This window comes from Erythrobacter alti (assembly GCF_037996805.1).
Classification (GTDB): Bacteria; Pseudomonadota; Alphaproteobacteria; order Sphingomonadales; family Sphingomonadaceae; genus Alteraurantiacibacter; species Alteraurantiacibacter alti.
In genome coordinates this window covers 412,723-430,514 of sequence record NZ_JBBNAX010000001.1, presented here as the reverse complement: position 1 = coordinate 430,514, position 17,792 = coordinate 412,723, and the positions used below count along the sequence as shown (strand labels likewise).

At 58.1% G+C, this 17,792-nt stretch carries 17 protein-coding genes; 10 read left to right on the top strand and 7 right to left on the bottom strand.

What is annotated here, in order from left to right:
- Genes AAC850_RS02030 through AAC850_RS02000 form a run of 7 tightly spaced genes read left to right on the top strand, consistent with a single transcriptional unit; the run spans nt 1 to nt 6,593 of the window.
- Nucleotides 1–1,056 (top strand): acyl-CoA dehydrogenase family protein, encoded by a 1,056-nt coding sequence (locus AAC850_RS02030; protein ID WP_340586921.1) that lies wholly within the window; start codon nt 1–3, stop codon nt 1,054–1,056.
- Nucleotides 1,053–2,231 carry an acyl-CoA dehydrogenase family protein gene (locus AAC850_RS02025; RefSeq protein ID WP_340586919.1) on the top strand — a complete coding sequence of 393 codons (1,179 nt, stop codon included), beginning with the start codon at nt 1,053–1,055 and terminating at the stop codon, nt 2,229–2,231. The genes AAC850_RS02030 and AAC850_RS02025 overlap by 4 nt, the downstream gene beginning before the upstream one ends.
- Nucleotides 2,228–3,010: an SDR family oxidoreductase gene (locus AAC850_RS02020; protein WP_340586918.1), complete on the top strand. Its 783-nt coding sequence runs from the start codon at nt 2,228–2,230 to the stop codon at nt 3,008–3,010. The genes AAC850_RS02025 and AAC850_RS02020 overlap by 4 nt, the downstream gene beginning before the upstream one ends.
- 4 nt (nt 3,011–3,014) lie before the next feature.
- Nucleotides 3,015–3,482 carry a MaoC family dehydratase gene (locus AAC850_RS02015; RefSeq protein WP_340586917.1) on the top strand — a complete coding sequence of 156 codons (468 nt, stop codon included), beginning with the start codon at nt 3,015–3,017 and terminating at the stop codon, nt 3,480–3,482.
- A complete protein-coding gene (locus AAC850_RS02010; protein WP_340586915.1) occupies nt 3,482–3,865 on the top strand; it encodes a nuclear transport factor 2 family protein in 384 nt (127 codons plus the stop codon). The genes AAC850_RS02015 and AAC850_RS02010 overlap by 1 nt, the downstream gene beginning before the upstream one ends.
- Complete coding sequence (locus AAC850_RS02005; protein WP_340586913.1) at nt 3,858–5,060, top strand: acetyl-CoA C-acyltransferase; 1,203 nt, start codon at nt 3,858–3,860, stop codon at nt 5,058–5,060. The genes AAC850_RS02010 and AAC850_RS02005 overlap by 8 nt, the downstream gene beginning before the upstream one ends.
- Nucleotides 5,061–6,593: a FadD3 family acyl-CoA ligase gene (locus AAC850_RS02000; RefSeq protein WP_340586911.1), complete on the top strand. Its 1,533-nt coding sequence runs from the start codon at nt 5,061–5,063 to the stop codon at nt 6,591–6,593.
- On the opposite strand, the gene AAC850_RS01995 is transcribed toward AAC850_RS02000, so the two are convergent.
- The 7 genes from AAC850_RS01995 to AAC850_RS01970 all read right to left on the bottom strand — a co-directional run bounded on the left by AAC850_RS01995 (nt 6,590) and on the right by AAC850_RS01970 (nt 15,283).
- Nucleotides 6,590–7,870 (bottom strand): NAD(P)/FAD-dependent oxidoreductase, encoded by a 1,281-nt coding sequence (locus AAC850_RS01995; protein ID WP_340586910.1) that lies wholly within the window; start codon nt 7,868–7,870, stop codon nt 6,590–6,592. The two genes, AAC850_RS02000 and AAC850_RS01995, sit on opposite strands and share 4 nt — an antisense overlap.
- 145 nt (nt 7,871–8,015) lie before the next feature.
- Nucleotides 8,016–8,981, bottom strand: coding sequence for a flavin reductase (locus AAC850_RS01990; RefSeq protein WP_340586909.1), 966 nt, complete (start codon nt 8,979–8,981; stop codon nt 8,016–8,018).
- Between the two features lie 161 nt (nt 8,982–9,142).
- Complete coding sequence (locus AAC850_RS13950) at nt 9,143–9,574, bottom strand: phage terminase large subunit family protein (protein WP_422723165.1); 432 nt, start codon at nt 9,572–9,574, stop codon at nt 9,143–9,145.
- A gap of 84 nt (nt 9,575–9,658) precedes the next feature.
- Nucleotides 9,659–11,119, bottom strand: a complete 1,461-nt coding sequence (terL, locus tag AAC850_RS01985) for a phage terminase large subunit (RefSeq protein ID WP_340586908.1) — start codon at nt 11,117–11,119, stop codon at nt 9,659–9,661.
- A complete protein-coding gene (locus AAC850_RS01980; RefSeq protein ID WP_340586906.1) occupies nt 11,116–11,730 on the bottom strand; it encodes a DUF5681 domain-containing protein in 615 nt (204 codons plus the stop codon). Before AAC850_RS01980 ends, terL begins: the two co-directional genes overlap by 4 nt.
- Nucleotides 11,731–11,797: 67 nt before the next feature.
- A complete protein-coding gene (locus tag AAC850_RS01975) occupies nt 11,798–13,222 on the bottom strand; it encodes a site-specific DNA-methyltransferase (protein WP_340586904.1) in 1,425 nt (474 codons plus the stop codon).
- A gap of 483 nt (nt 13,223–13,705) precedes the next feature.
- A complete protein-coding gene (locus tag AAC850_RS01970) occupies nt 13,706–15,283 on the bottom strand; it encodes a winged helix-turn-helix domain-containing protein (RefSeq protein WP_340586902.1) in 1,578 nt (525 codons plus the stop codon).
- 268 nt (nt 15,284–15,551) lie between these two features.
- Here AAC850_RS01970 and AAC850_RS01965 point away from each other — a divergent pair, with 268 nt between their 5' ends.
- The 3 genes from AAC850_RS01965 (at nt 15,552) to AAC850_RS01955 (ending at nt 17,791) form a co-directional block, all read left to right on the top strand.
- Entirely contained in the window at nt 15,552–15,908 is a 357-nt protein-coding gene (locus AAC850_RS01965; protein WP_340586900.1) for a UrcA family protein, read from the top strand.
- A 138-nt stretch (nt 15,909–16,046) separates the two neighbouring features.
- Entirely contained in the window at nt 16,047–17,267 is a 1,221-nt protein-coding gene (locus AAC850_RS01960; RefSeq protein WP_340586898.1) for a saccharopine dehydrogenase family protein, read from the top strand.
- Between the two features lie 89 nt (nt 17,268–17,356).
- A complete protein-coding gene (locus AAC850_RS01955; protein WP_340586896.1) occupies nt 17,357–17,791 on the top strand; it encodes a hypothetical protein in 435 nt (144 codons plus the stop codon).
- Nucleotide 17,792 lies beyond the last annotated feature (1 nt).

Below are 17,792 nucleotides of genomic sequence, written 5' to 3'. Positions count from 1 at the left end.
ATGGATTTTGCATTCACCGACGAACAACGGATGATCGATGAAACGGTTAAAGGATTCTTTTCCGAAATTGCGACCAGCGAAAAGACCCGCACCGCGATGGCCGCTGACGGCTTTGATCGCGCCTTGTGGACCGCCTTTTGCGAAGAGCTGGGACTAGGGGGAGTAAATCTCCCCGAAGAGCATGGCGGCGCAGGGTTAGGGATGGTTGAATTTGCCATCCTCGCCGAAGCGGCTGGCGCACAAGTTGCCGCCATTCCGCTGCTCGGCCTCGCAATGGCATCCGATGCGATCTTGAAAGGTGGCTCGGACGATCAGAAACAGGATTGGCTGGCGGCACTGGCCGGCGGTGAGGCAATCGGCGCCTGCACATTTGACGCCGATGTGTCTGTGTCGGGAGATCAGCTATCCGGAACGACAGGTCTGGTTGCACACGCGGGCGTGGCGGATTTGCTGATTGTCGGCACCGAGAGTGAAGGCTGGCTGGTTCGAACAGATGATCCGGGTGTGACGATCACCGTGCATACCACGATGGACCAGACACGTCCTCTCGCGACCGTCACGCTGGACAGCGCGAAAGCGCAGTCTCTATCCAATTGGAACGCAGCCCGCGATGCGGCACTGGCCGCCGGTTGGATTTGCCTTGCAGCGGAGGCTTTGGGCGGAGCGCAGGCCACTCTCGACAGGACAGTGGCCTATGCGAAGGAACGCGAGCAGTTCGGACGGCCCATCGGAAGCTTCCAAGCTTACAAGCACCGCCTCGCGGACATGATGATCGAAATCGAACAAGCCCGCAGCGCAGTATACTGGGCGGCATGCGCGATGGACGAAGGATCGGATGACGCCGCTCTCGCGCTAAATTCTGCGAAGGCTTTTTGTGCCGACACTTTCTTCAAATGCGCAGGCGACATGATTCAGCTGCATGGCGGGATCGGCTTTACCTGGGAGCACGACGCGCATCTGTTCTTCAAGCGTGCGCGCTCGATCCAGACGCTGCTCGGCAGCGGCAACTGGCACCGTGAACAGGTGGCCAAAACTATCCTTGGAGAAGCGGCATGAAGCTCGGTTTCACACAGGCGGAAGAAGATTTTCGGCAGGAAGCCTCGGACTGGCTAAATGCGCAGATGCAGGGCGAATTTTCCGACATACGAGGGATCACTTCGCTTACCGAAAAGGCCGAACGGCGGATTGAATGGGAACAGCATCTTGGCGAGCACGGGTGGTCGTGCATCGGCTGGCCGAGCAAGTGGGGCGGGCGCGATGCGACCCTAGCCCAGCAGGTCATCTTCGCCGAGGAATATGCCCGCGCTGGTGTTCCTGGACGCGTCAATCACATCGGCATCGAACTGGCCGGGCCGACGCTGCTGGCGTTTGGAACGGAAGAGCAAAAGCAGCGCTTCCTGCCCGGCATCGCTTCGGGCAAGACAATCTTCTGCCAGGGCTTTTCCGAACCGGGCGCCGGATCGGACCTCGCCAGCGTGCGCACCAAGGCGCGTCTCGATGGTGATGAATGGGTAGTCGATGGCCAAAAAATCTGGACAAGCTTGGCGCAAATTTCCGACTGGATTTTCGTCATCGCCCGGACCGAGGAAGGCACAAAGGGGCCAAAGGGCCTGACCTTCTTGATGATGGAGACCGATCAGCCGGGTATCGACATTCGCCCGATCGAGCAGATCAACGGCGATGCCGAGTTCAACGAAACCTTCTTCGATGGTGCGCGCTGCCCTGCGGACAGCCTGATCGGCGCGGTTGGTGACGGCTGGCGCGTGGCCATGGGCCTGCTCAGCTTCGAGCGCGGTGTTTCAACGCTGGGTCAGCAAATGGCATTTCGCAACGAGTTGGACGAAATCGTCGCGGCTGCCAAAGCCAATGGGAAAGCGAATGATCCGATCTTCCGCCAGCGCCTCGCCAAGGCCGAAATAGGTTTGCGACTGATGCGCTATGGCGCGCTACGGATGCTATCCAATACTGATCACAGCAAAGTCGATGGTGCCGCGCTGACGTACAAAATCCAGTGGGCCAGCTGGCGTCGCGATTTGGGCGAACTTGCGATGGACGTGCTCGGTCAGGAAGGCGAGATCGCTGACGGGACGGAGTATGAATGGAGCACGCTTCCCAATCTGTTCCTCTATTCGCGCGCTGACACGATTTACGGCGGCACCAACCAGATCCAGCGCAATTTGATCGCAGAACGCGGACTGGGAATGCCACGCGAACCGAGGGGCGTTAAATGACACTGACACCGAAATATCCGCCGCCGCGTAATTTGCTCAAGGGCCAGACTGTCGTGGTCACGGCCGCAGCCGGAACGGGCATCGGCTATGCTGTCGGCAAGCGAGCGGTCGAAGAAGGCGCGAAAGTGCTGATTTCCGACTTTCACGAGCGCAGGCTGAATGAAGCTGCCGACCGCATGGCGGAGGAAACCGGTAGCGAGCGACCCCTCACGCATCTTTGCGACGTCACCCAACAGGACCAGGTCGATGCCTTGCGCGATGCAGCGGTCGCAGGCCTTGGTCATGTCGATGTTTTGATCAACAACGCCGGGCTCGGCGGAGAAACTTCAGTGGTCGAAATGACAGACGACCAATGGCACCGCGTCATTGATGTCACGCTTAATTCGGTGTTTCGCATGACCCGCGCTTTCCTTCCGCACATGCAGGATCGCAAGGCAGGCGCCATCGTCAACAACGCTTCGGTGCTGGGCTGGCGCGCGCAAAAAGGACAGGCGCATTATGCCGCTGCAAAGGCAGGCGTGATGGCATTTACCCGCTGTTCGGCGCTGGAGGCGGCAGAGTACGGAGTGCGGATTAACGCTGTCGCTCCGTCAATCGCCATGCACGCCTTTCTGGCCAAGGTGACGACGGATGAAATGCTCGCTGAACTGTCCGCCAAGGAAGCTTTCGGCCGCCCGGCAGAGGTTTGGGAAGTCGCAAACGCGATGATCTTCCTCGCCTCGGATCTATCCAGTTACATGACCGGAGAAGTGCTCTCGGTCTCGAGCCAGAGAGCGTAAGCCAATGCAGCCTATCGTCATTGATACTCCGCAAGACATAATCGCCATGGCCGGCACCGAAATCGGGCCGACCGACTGGGTCATTATCGAACAAGACCAGGTGGACAAGTTTGCCGAGGTCACGAAGGACCACCAGTGGATTCACGTCGATGTCGAGCGGGCCAAGGATGGACCATACGGCGGTACAATCGCGCATGGCTATATGACGATGAGCCTCGCCAGCCATTTCCTTGAGAGTATGATCGAGGTCCGTGGCTTCGGCTTTGGTGTGAACGTCGGCACTGATCGCCTGCGCTTCATTAGTCCGGTGCGAGTTGGTTCGCGCGTTCGCGGACGCGGTGAAATTTTAGGCGCAGAAGAGAAGGGCGGCGGTGTCCAGTCTGTTGTCCGCATCACCATCGAGATCGAGGGTGAGGACAAACCTGCGTGCGTGATCGACACCATTAGTCGCTACTACCCGGAGGCAGAGTAATGGTCACTACCGAACAAAAATTGGCAGTGGTCGACGCCTATGTGCGCGGCTTTGAGGCAGGTGACGCGCAGGCGCTCGCCAATCTGTTCGCTGACAATGCGAGCCTGGAAGACCCGGTGGGAACACCGGTTAAAAATGGCCGCGCCGAGATCGATCAATTTTATGTTGGTGCAATTGCGACTGGCGCGAAGCTGGCGATGCTAGGCACGCCCCGTTGCGCTGGAGATTACGTTGCATTCCCATTCACCGTCACATTCGACTGGGAGGGTGAGCGTGTAGTCATCGAAGTGATCGACACGTTCCAACTCAATGATGACGGCAAAATTACCGAGATGCGGGCGTATTGGGGTCCCGAAAACATGACAGGAAACGACAATGCGTGAAGCTGCAATCATCTCCACCGCCCGCACCGGCGTAGGCAAGGCCTATCGCGGCGCATTCAACGACACTGAAGCGCCTGTGTTGTCGGCACATGTCGTCAATGCAGCCATCGAGCGAGCGGGGATCAATCCTGAGCGGGTTGACGATGTCTATCTTGGTGTTGGCAATCACTGGGGCACGCAAAGCTATAACCTTGGTCGCTTGACCGTCCACGGCTCTGTCCTGCCCGACAGCGTTGCCGGGTTCACTCTGGATCGCAAATGTTCGTCCGGCCTCAATACAATCGCGCTTGCCGCACGAGGGATTGTCTGTGACGAAATCGACTGCGCGGTGGCAGGCGGGATGGAGAGCATCTCGCTCACGATCAACAAGCACATTCCCCAGTTCCGCAATCGCTCGGATTTCATCAAGGCAGCTGACCCCACTGCCTACATGGCCATGATCGAAACCGCAGAGATCGTGGCTGAACGCTATGGTGTCAGCCGCGAAGATCAGGATCAATTCGCCGCTACAAGCCAGCAGCGTGCTGCTGCTGCGCAGGAAGCCGGACGATTTGACGAGGAAATCGTGCCAATTACCGTCACCAAGGCGCTGTTCGACAAAGAGGGCAACGAAACTGGCAAGGAAGAGCTGACGCTGGCTCACGATGAGGGCGTGCGTCCTGGCACCACCTATGAAAAGCTTGCGGGGCTTAAGCCCGTTCACAAGAACGGCATGGAGATTGCGGAGGGCAAATATGTAACAGCGGGCAACGCCAGCCAGTTGTCCGACGGCGCCAGCGCGCAGGTCGTGATGGATCTCGCCACTGCCAAGGCTGAAAACCTGCCCGTCCTTGGAATCTATCGCGGATTTCAAGTCGCCGGGTGCGGCGCGGACGAGATGGGCATCGGCCCCGTTTTTGCCATTCCCAAATTGCTTGACCGTGCCGGACTGAAAATCTCCGACATTGACCTGTTCGAGATCAACGAGGCGTTTGCCAGCCAGGCATTATATTGCCAGCGCAAGTTGGAGATCGACCCTGACAAATTGAACGTGAACGGCGGCGCTATTGCCATCGGCCACCCCTTCGGCATGAGCGGCAGCAGGCTCGTTGGCCATGCGCTGATCGAAGGCAAGAGGCGCGGTGCGCGCTATGTCGTGGTGTCCATGTGCGTTGCCGGAGGAATGGGCGCAGCAGGCCTGTTCGAGGTCGCCTGAATGGGCCAGCCGGCCACCATTCCCCACGTCGCGAAGCACGCAGCTGAATTATGGAGCGATGAACCGGCCATTATCCAGGCTGGCGAAACGTGGAGCTTTGCCGATCTGTGGAGACGCGCGCGCGCGGCGGCATCTGGTTTGATCGCATCCGGTGTCGGCCAAGGCGACAGAATCGCGATTTGGGCGCCCAACAGCCGCGAATGGATCGTCGTCGCTCTGGCAGCGCAGGCAACGGGCGCGGCCATCGTCCCGCTCAATACTCGCCTGAAAGGCCGCGAGGCAGCTGACATCTTGCGCCGCACCAGCGCCAAGATGTTGTTCACGGTCGATAATTTTCTTGGCACTGATTACCCGGCTTTGCTGGCTAAGCAAGACTTGCCCGATTTGGACGAAACGCTTCTGATCGGCCGCGACCTACCGGGCCTCGACAAGCGCGGATCAGGTGAGGCGGACGAGCGCGTTGATGCGGCACTCGAGCAGTTAACCTCGGACGACGTATCGGATATCATGTTCACCAGCGGAACTACCGGCGCTCCCAAGGGCGTTGTGACGACCCACGGTTCCATAGTGCCGATGTTCCACCATTGGGTGGGATTGATGGGACTGGAAAAAGGCGAACGCTACCTCATCATCAATCCGTTTTTTCACAGTTTCGGATTCAAGGCGGGATGGGTCGCCGCTCTTGTTGCCGGGGCTGTCACCATTCCGGTTGCCAACTTCGATGTCGACGAGGTCATTCGCCGGATTGAGCAGGACCGCATCAATTTCTTGCCCGGTCCGCCGACCATTTATCAAGCGTTGTTGGCGGCGAAGGCTGAAAATGACTTTGATACCTCCAGCCTGCGCGGCGCGGCCACAGGCGCGGCCAGCGTTCCGCCGGAACTTATTCGCCGGATGCGAGCAGAGCTGGGGCTGCGCGATACCGTCACCGCCTATGGGATGACGGAATGCACCACCATTACTGCCTGTCGCCGCGGAGATGATGCAGAGCTCATCGCCCAGAGCGTCGGCAAGGCCATTCCGGGTCTTGAGGTGCGCGTTATCGACGAAGACGGCGAGGAGCTGCCGAGAGGCGAAGCTGGCGAAATCTGCGTGCGCGGATACGGCGTCATGCGTGAATATCTCGATGATCCGGACGCCACAGCATCAGCTTTTGACGCTGACGGATGGCTGCACACGGGTGATATTGGCACGATGGATGCCGATGGTTACGTGCGAATCACTGATCGGCTGAAAGACATGTACATCAGTGGCGGTTTCAACTGCTATCCGGCTGAGATTGAAAAGCTGCTGTCTGAGCACCCCGAAATTGGGACGGTCGCAGTTATCGGCGTACCGGATGAGCGCTTGGGTGAGGTCGGGAAAGCTTTTGTCATTCCCCGTCCGGGGAAAAGCCTGTCCGCCGAAAGCCTGCTCGCATGGGCACGTGCAAACATGGCCAATTACAAAGTGCCGCGTGAGTTCAAAGTGGTTTCGGAATTGCCACTCAATGCTTCGGGTAAAGTGCTGAAGACTGAACTTCGCGAAGGCTAAATAATGCCCCAGCGTTGGGCCTGCCGCGCTGACGGAAGCAGAAGGTGACGAATGATCCTGTCCTGCTTGCCAATGTTAGAAACCGCTTGCGGCTTATCTATCGGAAAAGACAATCCCTCCAGATCATCTGATGCTAATCCCTGCGCCAACAGCTTGCCCATCAACGGGGCCATTATATTGCCCCAGGCATTGAAATGCATGAGCCCATACAGACCCGGTTGAACTTGAAACATGCCGGGAAAGGCCTGGTCGCGCATTGCAACGCGCCCCGTCCAATATGTTTCTAATTCCAATTCAGGCGCGTCGGGCCAAGTGTATCTGATCCAAGCCTGCTGGTTAGCGAAATGCCATGCTGCGTCTTCCGCTATTCCGGCAGCTGGGATTGATGAGAGAACAAGGCGCCCATGACCGTCAATCACCATGGGGTTAAGATCGATCGGAACCTGCGCCAAGGTTTGCCCGCCAGGCATAATCTTCTGCCGCGCTTCTGACGACAGCGGCTTCGTCGTCAAACCATATGCGGTCAATGGGTAAAACGAGTTTGCGAACTGGGGAATGATGTCGGTTGGATAAGCGTTGGTGCAGAATACTATTTTGTCTGCGGTTACGCTGCCATTTCGTGTGCGGATGCACCAGCGCAGTCCTGCGGGTTCTATCGACAGCGCTTCACTGCCCCCCATAATTCTAGCGCCTAAATTGCTTGCGGCTTGCGCCATGCCGTTTGTCATCAGGTACGGATTGACGCGTCCGCCATCGACGAAATTCAGCGCATGGCTCCAAGCCGGGGTTCCTGTCAAATGACTGAGATTCGCACCCCCAATTTCCTCGACCGTCAGCATTTCGCGCTCGATCATCCAGGAATGCGATGCGCGAAAGTCCCGGATTGCATCGCTGCTAGTTGCGACATTGAGATAACCTGACCTCACAGCGTCCGCATCGAATTCATATTTTTCCTGCAAGTCGAGCAGAATAGATTTGTGTTCTGCAAATTCGTCGAAGAATTGTCTGCCCTCATCCTTGAAATGCGAAAAAGGCTCAGGACTCTTCAAGGTCGGAAGCACATGACCTGCGTTGCGTCCTGAAGCGCCCCAGCCAGGCTGCCTGGCTTCCAGGACGACAACGCTGATTTGTGCTTCTGCAAGGTGTAGCGCGAGTGAGGTTCCTGCAAGACCTGCACCCACAACGCACACGTCGGTTGATAAATCTTCTTGGAGTTCTGCGTATCTACGAACTGGCGCAGAATGCTTGGTCCACCCGCTTTTATCGACATCGATCAACCCCCGCTCATACAGATCGTTGCCCCTCGCAACGCGATCCGCCTCCGCAATCGGGGGTACAGCGTTCCACCAGCGAAAGCTTAGCGCCGCTCCGCCAGCCAGTCCGGCGCCGGCAATCAACGCTCGCCGGGAGATCATCGGGGGTTCAGTCTTCCCTCGCGCGCCAGTTTATCGGCACATCCTCGCCGGACAATTCGATGATACGCCGCAAAACCTGCTTCGTTTCAGCCAACTCGGCCGCGGTGAAGTGGTCTGCGAGATCGGCCTCGAAGGCTTTGCCGAATGCGAGTGTTTCGACGAAAAGCTTGCGTCCCTCCTCTTCGAGATCGAAGCCTTTCACCCGATCGACTTCGCGGATCAATTTCTTGCGTGTCATGTAGTCAAGCAATCTGGGCGCGGGCGCGTGCCCGGTGTGGTTTAGGCGCTGACCGATCTCGTTTCGCGTGAGCGGTGCCTCCATACTCAGTACGGCGAGCGTAAGATATTCTTCCATCGAAGAACCCAACTCTGCAAGCTTTTCGCGGGTCGGTCGTGACGTCTGGAAGTGCGCACGAGAAATCAGATAGAACAGAAAATCGTCGGTGAACCGGCCATGCTCGGTATCAACTGTCTCCCCGCTATCATTCTTTGGGCGCGGCCTCCGTTCGGCGTAGCTGCCGCCATGAAAGAGTAGGGGCGCTTCTTCGCGCGTCTCATATTCCACAACCTCGCCGACAAGAATAATATGATCGCCGCCCTCGTATTGATGGCGAGTACGACATTGAAAAAGCGCGGCGTGCTCATCAAGAACTGGAGAATCTAGCTTCCCTGGCGACCACGCGACGTCGGAGAATTTGTCCTCCCCGGATCGGGCAAACCGGTTCGACAAGTTTTCTTGCGAAGCCGAAAGCACGTGAACCGCAAAATGTCCGCTCTGGCAAAACGCAGCACGGGAGTGACTGTTCTTCGCAAGTGACCAGAGCACAAGTGGAGGATCGACACTTACGGAATTGAAACTGCTTGCAGTGACGCCGATTGGATTGCCATCACCGTCCTTCGTCGTTGCGATCGTTACGCCGGTAGCGAATGAACCGAGCGCATTGCGAAAATTGCGTTGGTCGTCTTGTGGCATGGACATCTTCGCCCTCCCTCAAATTGGTTGCAATGCAACGCGGCCTTGACTTAGCATCATGCGTAAAAAAAATATACCCTTAAAGCGCATAACGTCAAGATACAAATCGTTTATGCGGCACATGCGGACATAATCTAGTATCATTTTGCGCATACTGCACCTTAGAAAGGTGTATGTAGAAACCGGTCGCGGAGGAAATCGCGAGCTGCGCAGCAACATCTGTAAGCGCACTTCCTCCGAAGCTGGGACCAGAACTGGTGGTGGCACTCGAGTACAGCTGGAAGGACTGGCTTCATACAAGGGTGCCTGACAGCTGGAAAGCCGAGAAGCTCTGCAGTGCTCTCGGCGAGCCAGTGCGTCTGATGGGGAAGGTAAAGTCGGCCAGCTTCTATCATCGCACTCGCGCCCTTGACGCGCGACATCTTGTCGCCCCGTGGGCGCCGCGCAATGGGCGAAGGGACACCCGCGGGTTCCTCGGCCCGCAATACCTGCACCAATTGCTGACCCGATGCTGCATCCTCAATCAGCAAGGCCAGCGCACCGTGGTTCCTTGCAAGTTCGATTGATCTTGGCCAACTGGTGGCTGATCGCATTGATACGCCAGTTGTACATCTAGCTGCCTTCGTCAGCTATCACGGTGTGCTCCAACGTTCACTCTTGGATGGTGCCAAGTTTTCTTACCAGGGTCTGCGATCCAGTCGGACCACGTTTTGGGCTCTGCCGTTAGGTTCGTATTCGGTCAGGAGCCAGACCCAGTGTCGTAGCTGGTGGCGGACGAACTGGCTGAAGCTGTCGGCCTGGTCGTCATGCTTGCCATGAGGAAAGGCGCGCAGTTCATTACGGAAATCGTCGAGCCACGCGGCTTCACGCGGAAGTAAAAACCGTCCTGATTCCACCTCTGCAAGGCAAGCATTAAAACGGTCTTCTTTGCTCGTTACAGGAGTGGCCGCAATTGGACGCAGCTTGTTTGTCGCGCGCAGTTCCTGGATGAGGGCGTGCCCGCTACCAGCCTTTTCAATGATGACCCTGTCGGCCCTGAAGCGCCGGTGAAGATCGATGACCGCCCGGAACAGGTCAGGATAGTCGAGCCGCTTGCGATACACGTCAAGTAGGTACCATCTCGGCTGATAACGCTCGAAACCCCAAGTCGTGCACACCGAATAATCGCTTGTTGGAGCTGAACTCATTCCCGTGTCCCAGCTCTGGATGACCTTGAGGAAGTCGTGTCGTTCAGGAGGCGCTTCGTAGGCTCCGAACCACTCAAGCCGGATCATATTGCCCTCGGCAGTAACCGGTTCCTGCTGGTACTGGGCGGAGAAAACCACCGGACCAAGGTCCCGCCGTAGTTGGTCGAGCGTTTCGCGGTTTTCACGTATAGGGCTTAACAGGTCACCGACAGATCGATCGTGTACCCGCCCCCTTCCGATCGCGACTTTCTCTTCCTTCTCGGCGATGGCGGGAAGATTGAGGTGCCTGTATCCTTTCTCCAACATGTAAGCGGGTAGGTCATCCTCGTGCAACCGTTGCTGGATCGAGATTATGCGCCCCGTCGCCTTGTTATTAAGGCGGCTCAACAAGGTGTTCTCGAACCAATCGCGCAGGTTCTGTCGTTCGACAGCACTCTTCGCTTCGTCCGCCTTCATGCAGTCATCGACAATGATGATATCGGCGCCAAAGCCTGTAATCGAGCCTTGTACCGAGACTGCCTTGCGAACGCCGCCAGCGGTCGTCTCGATTTCTAAGGCGCGGTTTCCGCGATCACTTATTCGCGTGTCCGGGAAATCCTGCCGATACCACTCGCTTTCCATGAGCGTGCGGGTCTGGTTCGAGTGATGCCGCGCGAGGTCCTGGCTGTAGCTTGCAACCATGATCTTGGCCCTTGGCTCATGCCCGAGGACCCAAGCGACAAACGCCACTGACGCGGTCACCGACTTCAGGTGCCGCGGCGGAACAGTGATGACGAGGCGCCTCTCTTCGCCGGATCTTGCCTGCATCAGGGCATGGCAAATCGCCTCGAGATACCACGCCAGATCGAGCGGTAGATCTCCGGGATGAAGCGTCTCGAACGCTTTGATCAGGAATAACTGGAACTGCTGTCGGCGCATGGCGGACAGGAGGGTAGGTGTGAGCAGAATCATGACCTCTCTCCTTGCTGTTCAGCCAATTGCGCTTCGAAGGCCGCCAATATGGCGAGATCGGCAGAGGAGAGGTCCTCTTCATTCCCCGCCACTTCATCAGCGTCGGAGACATCAGGGACCGCGTTCTTCCATAACTTCATCAATTCGAACTGAGCGCGGGCGTCGCCCTTGAGTGCCTTTTCGAGCGTCTTCTGCAGCACGGCCTCGATCTTGCTGATCTTCTTGGTTCCCTCAGCGGTTCTAACAGCCAACTTGCCGCCCAGGGTCTCTCGCACGATGGTATTAAGGCCCTTTGCACCCTTCGGCCTGCCCTTGGGATTACCGGACTGGCCGGGCTTGAAGCGGGTACTCACCGGCGGTTTTCCGTAGCCGACTTCGTACTCTGCACATGCCGATCCTACGCGACGCGCTTCTTCAGCATCGATTAAATCGGGTTCGGCGGCCTCGGCGGTCTCGGCAGGCTCGGGGTAGCCGACGTCCGGATGCGGGTCGGGAGTTATTATCGGTGGCACCGGGCGGGTGCGTTTTCTGGCTGACGGCAAGCGGCGAGGCAGGTCCTCGTCTTCTTCGGGAAAGGCGCTGATCCAGTCGGAAGCAGGTATGAATGGCATGGGTCGTCTCCGGATATCTCGAAAGGCGCGCCGGCCCCTTGAGCGGGGCGGCGCGCCAATGTGCTGCTCAGGCAGCGTCGGTGGTCGTTTGGACCGGTGTCGGAACTTCATTTTCGACGGGGTTGTCGGCGCGGAGCGCAGCAACTTCGGCGAAGCTCTGGCCGGTTCCGAGCAGCACGGCTTGCTCGCCCGTCAAGGCTTGCCATCGTCGGAGCGCGACATCGACATATCCCGGCTCGATCTCGATGCCGTACCCGCGACGCTTCGTGCGCTCACAGGCCAGGATCGTGGTGCCGGAGCCCATGAAAGCATCCAGCACGATTTCGCCGGGATGGGTGACATCGCGGATCGCGTCGGCAACGAGGGCCGTGGGCTTGACCGTCGGGTGGTCCGCAAGATCCTTCATGCGGTCCTTCCCGAAGGTGTTGATCCCTGCATAGTCCCAGACGTTCGTGCGATAGCGCCCGTGCTTGCCCAGCTCGACGTTGTTGGTGTGCGGGGCTTTTCCCTTTTTTGTGATGAAGACCAGCTCGTGCTTCGACCGGTACAGGCTCCCCATGCCGCCATTGTTCTTGTTCCACGCACACAGGTTGATGAGGGACAATCCGTTACCCTCGATGGCGGACAACAATTCGCCGAGATGTCGCCAGTCCATGCATAGGTCGAGCACCGCGCCGTCCTTGCAGTGCGGAAGCATCGCTGCGATGAACTCTGACAGGAATGCGCTGAACTCGTCCATCGACATCTCGCCCGAGGCCATGGCAAACTCGGCATGGCTCACCTTGCCTAGCCCACAGACATGTCCCGAAACCGGGACGTTATAGGGAGGATCGGTGAATGCCATCGCGGCGGTCTCGCCCTCGAGCAGCATCGACCAGTTCGCAGCATCGAGGCTGGAACCACAAAGCAGGCGGTGCTCGCCGAGAAGCCATAAGTCGCCAGTACGACTGACTGGCTTTGTCGGTGGTTCGATCTGGCCGTCAGCAGGGTCTGTGTCGGCCTCATCGTTCGACCCGAAATCTTCCTCGAGTAACAGGTCGATCTCGGCCGTTTCCCAGCCCAGTATTTCGACCGGTGTCTCGTCAAATTCAATGATTGCGGCCAGCTCGATCGCAAGCGCCTCACTATCCCAAGCCCCCAGTTCAGCCAGCCGGTTGTCGGCGAGCCGATAGGATCGTACCTGCGCCGCGCTCCATTGATGGGCAACGATGACAGGGACCTCGGTCATCCCGACGCGGCGAGCCGCTTCGAGCCGTGCCTCGCCGGCAATGATGATGCCTTGCTCATCGACCAGCATCGGCATCGCGAACCCGAACTCTCTGATGGAAGCGGCGAGTTTGACCAGCTGCTTTTCTGGATGCTTACGCGGATTGTTCTCGTATCGCTTGAGCGAGGCGAGCGGCCGATATTCTATTGGACCGAGCTTCTGCTCGAGTGCAGAAATGTCATTGCGAATGCCGTTGGCGGCCCGCTTATTCGATTGGATTGTCATTTGGCATATCCTTTTTTGCCGAGCAGGCAGCAAAAGGAGGGACGAGGCTTGCAGCACAGGGGCGACAACCAAGGTCCCGCCAGGTGCAGTGCACGGCGGTTTCTATTGGTTGTCCCGAGAATTGCTGCTGTGCGCCGAAACAGCGCGTTGCCTCTACCTCAAAAGGACAGCAATGAGGTTGGAATGCTCGCCATAATCGTCAAGATGGCTGGGAAAAAAAGTTCACGCAAATCGAGAACTTATTTCCCTGCTCGTCCTCGGTCTGGTCCCTATTCGCGTCTGAAAATTCCCTGTTAGCGTTTTTAGGGAAATCTTCGCCGAAAATGGCTAATTTCTGCGGCTCGCGGGCACCCACGTGACCCCATACTTGGGCGGAAACCAATCTTTTCCCTGTAAATTCCCGTGAAGCAGGGAATTGCATGTGGAGACTGGTTCGCAGCTGACTGCCTCCTCCGCCACATTTCGCAGACTTCATCGGCAAGATCAGACAGCTTGCGCGCCTTGACCGGGCGAAGTTTCAGGAAGGTGCAGGCCAGCGTTCCTGAGGCCAAGAGCAAATTTTTCCGCCAGTTCCGGTGAGCGGAAAGTCCAGCGATCGACCGCCTTCTCGCGGAAACCCGTGAGGTCTGTGCCCCACAAATCTATCATTTCATTCGCGGCTTCCTGCGCCTTGTCAGTGTGACCCATCAGACCCAGCACGATCGCCCGCGTGTAGGGGTCGGCATAATAGGAGGGCATCTGCACCCGCTCGGCCCATTGCAGCGCACGGTGAAGGTTATCGTCGAGCACGTCGTTGAAGATGTGCGCGAAACGGTACCAGCCGGGGTGATCGGGATTGAGTTCCATTGCCCGCAAGGTGAGTTGCACGCCCCGTTCCCAATCGCCGCCATAAAACATCATGATGCCGATCATCGCCATTGCGTCGGAATCGAAGGGATTGAGCTCGATGGCTTTTTCGCCGGCCGAGCGAAACGCGCCGTAATCGCGGCGGAAGAAGTAGACTTCTGCCAGGCAGAACTGAGCGTAGGCATTGCGCGGATCGATCTCGATCGCTTTTCGCGCCATGTCCAGTGCCCTGTTGGCGCTGTTCGGCAAGGGATTGAATTCGTGCTTGTACTCTTCGATCGTGATGTAGGCTGATGCAGCCCAGACGTCGGCACAGGTCGGATCGATCTCGCGCGCTTTCTCCAGAGCGGTGCGCGTCGCCAGATGGTCCTCGGCGTTGACGCGTTCCTTGAACAGGAAGGTACGGACTACCGCATGGGGCCCGGTGAGCGGTCGATTATCGTCGGACCCGATAAAGTCCGAAAAAACCGCGGCCATAAGCCTTCCGTGCGGATCGCCGAGCGATGCGATGATCGTTTGCGTGATGCCCTCGATCTCAAGCACGACATCAGCCTCGTCAGTGACCAGCTTCTCGTAAGAGCGTGACCAGATGATGGCATCTTCGATCTGGTCGATAAGGCGCACGCTGATCTGGATGTGGCCGGACGAGTGCAATTGCCGCCCCTCGAGCCTGAACCGGCTGTCGGGCCGGGATTCGGTCGAAACCCGCGCTCTCAGCCAGCTGAAGCGCGACAGGCCGTCGGCAATTTCCGGTCCGATATCGCTGATCGCCTCCTTTCCGATCAACTGGAACGGGACCACCGTGACAGTGGTGAAACGATTTCCCCCGACCGGTACGGCAGAGCCGTTGGCCGCGCTCGTGCTGGCAGGCTTCACCGATTGCAGCAACCTGTATCCACGCTTTGGTACTGTTTCGACGTAGGTATCCGTGACCCCGCAAGAACGAATTGATTTGCGCAGGAGCGACACTGCCCGGCTGAGACTTTCGTCCGAACCGTAACGGTCGCTCCAGACCTTGTTGATGAGATTATCGCGGGACAAAACCGCGTTGGGCGTTTCGATGAACGCTGTCAGAAGATCCATCACCATCGGTTCAAGCCGCACGGTGACCTGATTGGCCGAGATAGTGCAAAGCGATGTATCGGCGACAATTTCGCCGACCGTCAACGGCCCTTCATAGAAGGACGGTTTCGCAGTTTCCTGGTCGCTATTCATGTCCCGCCACAGCTTGCCCCCAAGGCCATCAAAGCAAATTAATGCGATATACTCCAATTTTTCCGGCACATGCCGGCGGTTTCTCCCGTCATCAACCCTTTACCCGAAAGCAAATCATATAGGCAGAGCTATTTTTATAATGTTTTGTTTCAACGATTTGCCAAATCCTAAACTAATCCTAAAGTTGCGATCAGGACTTTAGCCCGGCCTTCCTCGATCAATGGCGACAGGCAGTTTGATCTGCCGAAACCAACCGAGGAGAAGAAAAATGTTCACTACTGCAAAGCTTATCGCCGCCGCTTCCGTCCTTGCACTTGCAGGTACCGCTGCAAACGCCAGCGATCCCGAAGACATCATCGTCAACCCTGAAGGTAACCGCATGGTGATTGTCGAGTTCGGTGATCTCAATCTGCAGAGCGAAGCTGGCCGGGACACCCTTGAAGGCCGGATCCGCGGTGCAGTGCGCGTAGTTTGCGGACACACCACGGAAGTACAGAGCGTGAGCGAGCGCACTGCTTACCGCCAGTGCAGCCGTCAGGCGACGTCGACCGCCCTTGCGAGTATCGACCCGGCCGGACCGACCCGTGTCGCAGTGGCCGAAATGCCTGCTCGCCCAGGGAACTGAATACGACGAGACATCGTCGTTCCTCGAGGGGGCAGCCGGGAAACCGACTGCCCCTTTCTTGGTGTCCAAGTCCCTGGCGGGTTTGCCGCCGGGGCGCAGTCTGTATAGCTGGTGGCTCAAAAAAAGATCGGGGCTGGCATGACTGACAGGAAATTCGACATCATCGTTTACGGGGCGACGAGTTTCGTCGGCCAGATTATCACGCGCTACATGCACGGGCATTGCAGCGATGGATCGGTCAGATGGGCAATTGCCGGGCGCTCGCGCAGCAAGCTGCAGAAGCTGAGCGATGACATCGGTCTGGCCGGCGTCGAGCTCATCGTGGCCGATGCTACCGACGAGGCGGCATTGCGCGCCATGTGCGAGCAGGCCAAGGTCGTCATGTCGACCGTAGGTCCCTATGCCCTGTACGGCGACACGCTCGTGAAGGTTTGCGTCGAAACGGGCACGCACTATTGCGACCTGACCGGGGAGCCGCAGTGGATCCGCAAGATGCAATTGCGCCATGTGGATGACGCCAAGGCAAGCGGTGCGCGCATCGTACATTGCTGCGGCTTCGATTCCATCCCCTCAGATCTCGGCGTTCATTTCCTGCAGCGCCATGCCAAGCAGCAGTCCGGTCGGACTTGTGACCGGATCGCGATGCGTGTGGCGAAAATGAAGGGCGGAGCTTCCGGCGGAACGATCGCCAGCATGATCAACATGGTCAAGGAGGCATCGGGCGATGCAGAGCTGCGCAGGCAGCTGAAAAATCCCTACAGCCTATGCCCACCCGACCATGATTTCTCTGTCCGCCAGCGCAGCGTGGCAATGGAATATGATGAGAAATACGGAAGCTGGATTGCGCCTTTCATCATGGCCCCGATCAACACGCGGGTCGTCCACCGGTCGAACGCGCTGAGCGGGAATGCCTATGGGACCGAGTTCCGATACGAAGAAGCCATGGCGACCGGAAAGGGCGGGCGCGGCAAGCGCATGGCGCGGATGACAAGCTGGGGCACGAACGCGCTGATGCTTGGCCTCGCACTACCGCCGACACGCTGGCTGCTCGAAACGAAAATACTGCCCAAACCCGGCGAAGGCCCGAGCGAGAAGGAGCAGCTTGAAGGTAAATTCGACCTTGTGTTCCTAGGCACGACGCCAGACGGCGACACAGTCAAGTGCCGGGTCACCGGCGACCGCGATCCGGGCTATGGCTCGACTGCCAAGATGCTGAGCCAGGCGGCCATCTGCCTCGCCAAGGACGTGCCGGATGATGTGCCGGGCGGATTCTGGACCCCGGCAACGATCATGGGCGATATGCTCGTCGAGCGTCTGCAAGCGCACGCGGGCCTCACATTCGCGATCGAGGAAGCCTGATCGGCCTTCAGGCTGTGTAATTGCCCGGCCCGGTTGCCATGCGACGTGCTTTGGTGACATAATCGCGTCTGGCGCAAAAAGGGGGCTTGATGCGGAATTTTTTTACCAGATCAGCGTGGTTCGTCCTGCTGTCAGCTGCCGGGCTGGCGCTCGTCAGCCCTGCACAGGCGCAAGAGCAGGAATTGGCCGAGCTCGATCGGCTTTCCGACATCTCGGCTGACGAGGAGACAGGAATTGCCGCTGCGCAGGATCAGGCGCGCAGCGGGCGTTTGCTCGAGGCCTTGGCAACGCTCGAGCGGGTCATGGCGGTGCACCCGCGCTCACTCAACGCACGCATGCTACACGCTTACTATCTTTGCGCGATTGACGATCAACAGGGTGCGCGCGTCGAGATCGACAATATGGACGAGGATGATTTCGGCGAGCAGAATCTTGTCGAACTGCGCGCCCGCTGTTCCACAGCGAGCCGCGAGTTTCCGGCTTCGCCCGCCGCACCATCCCAAACCGACGGCAAGAAGGACTAGG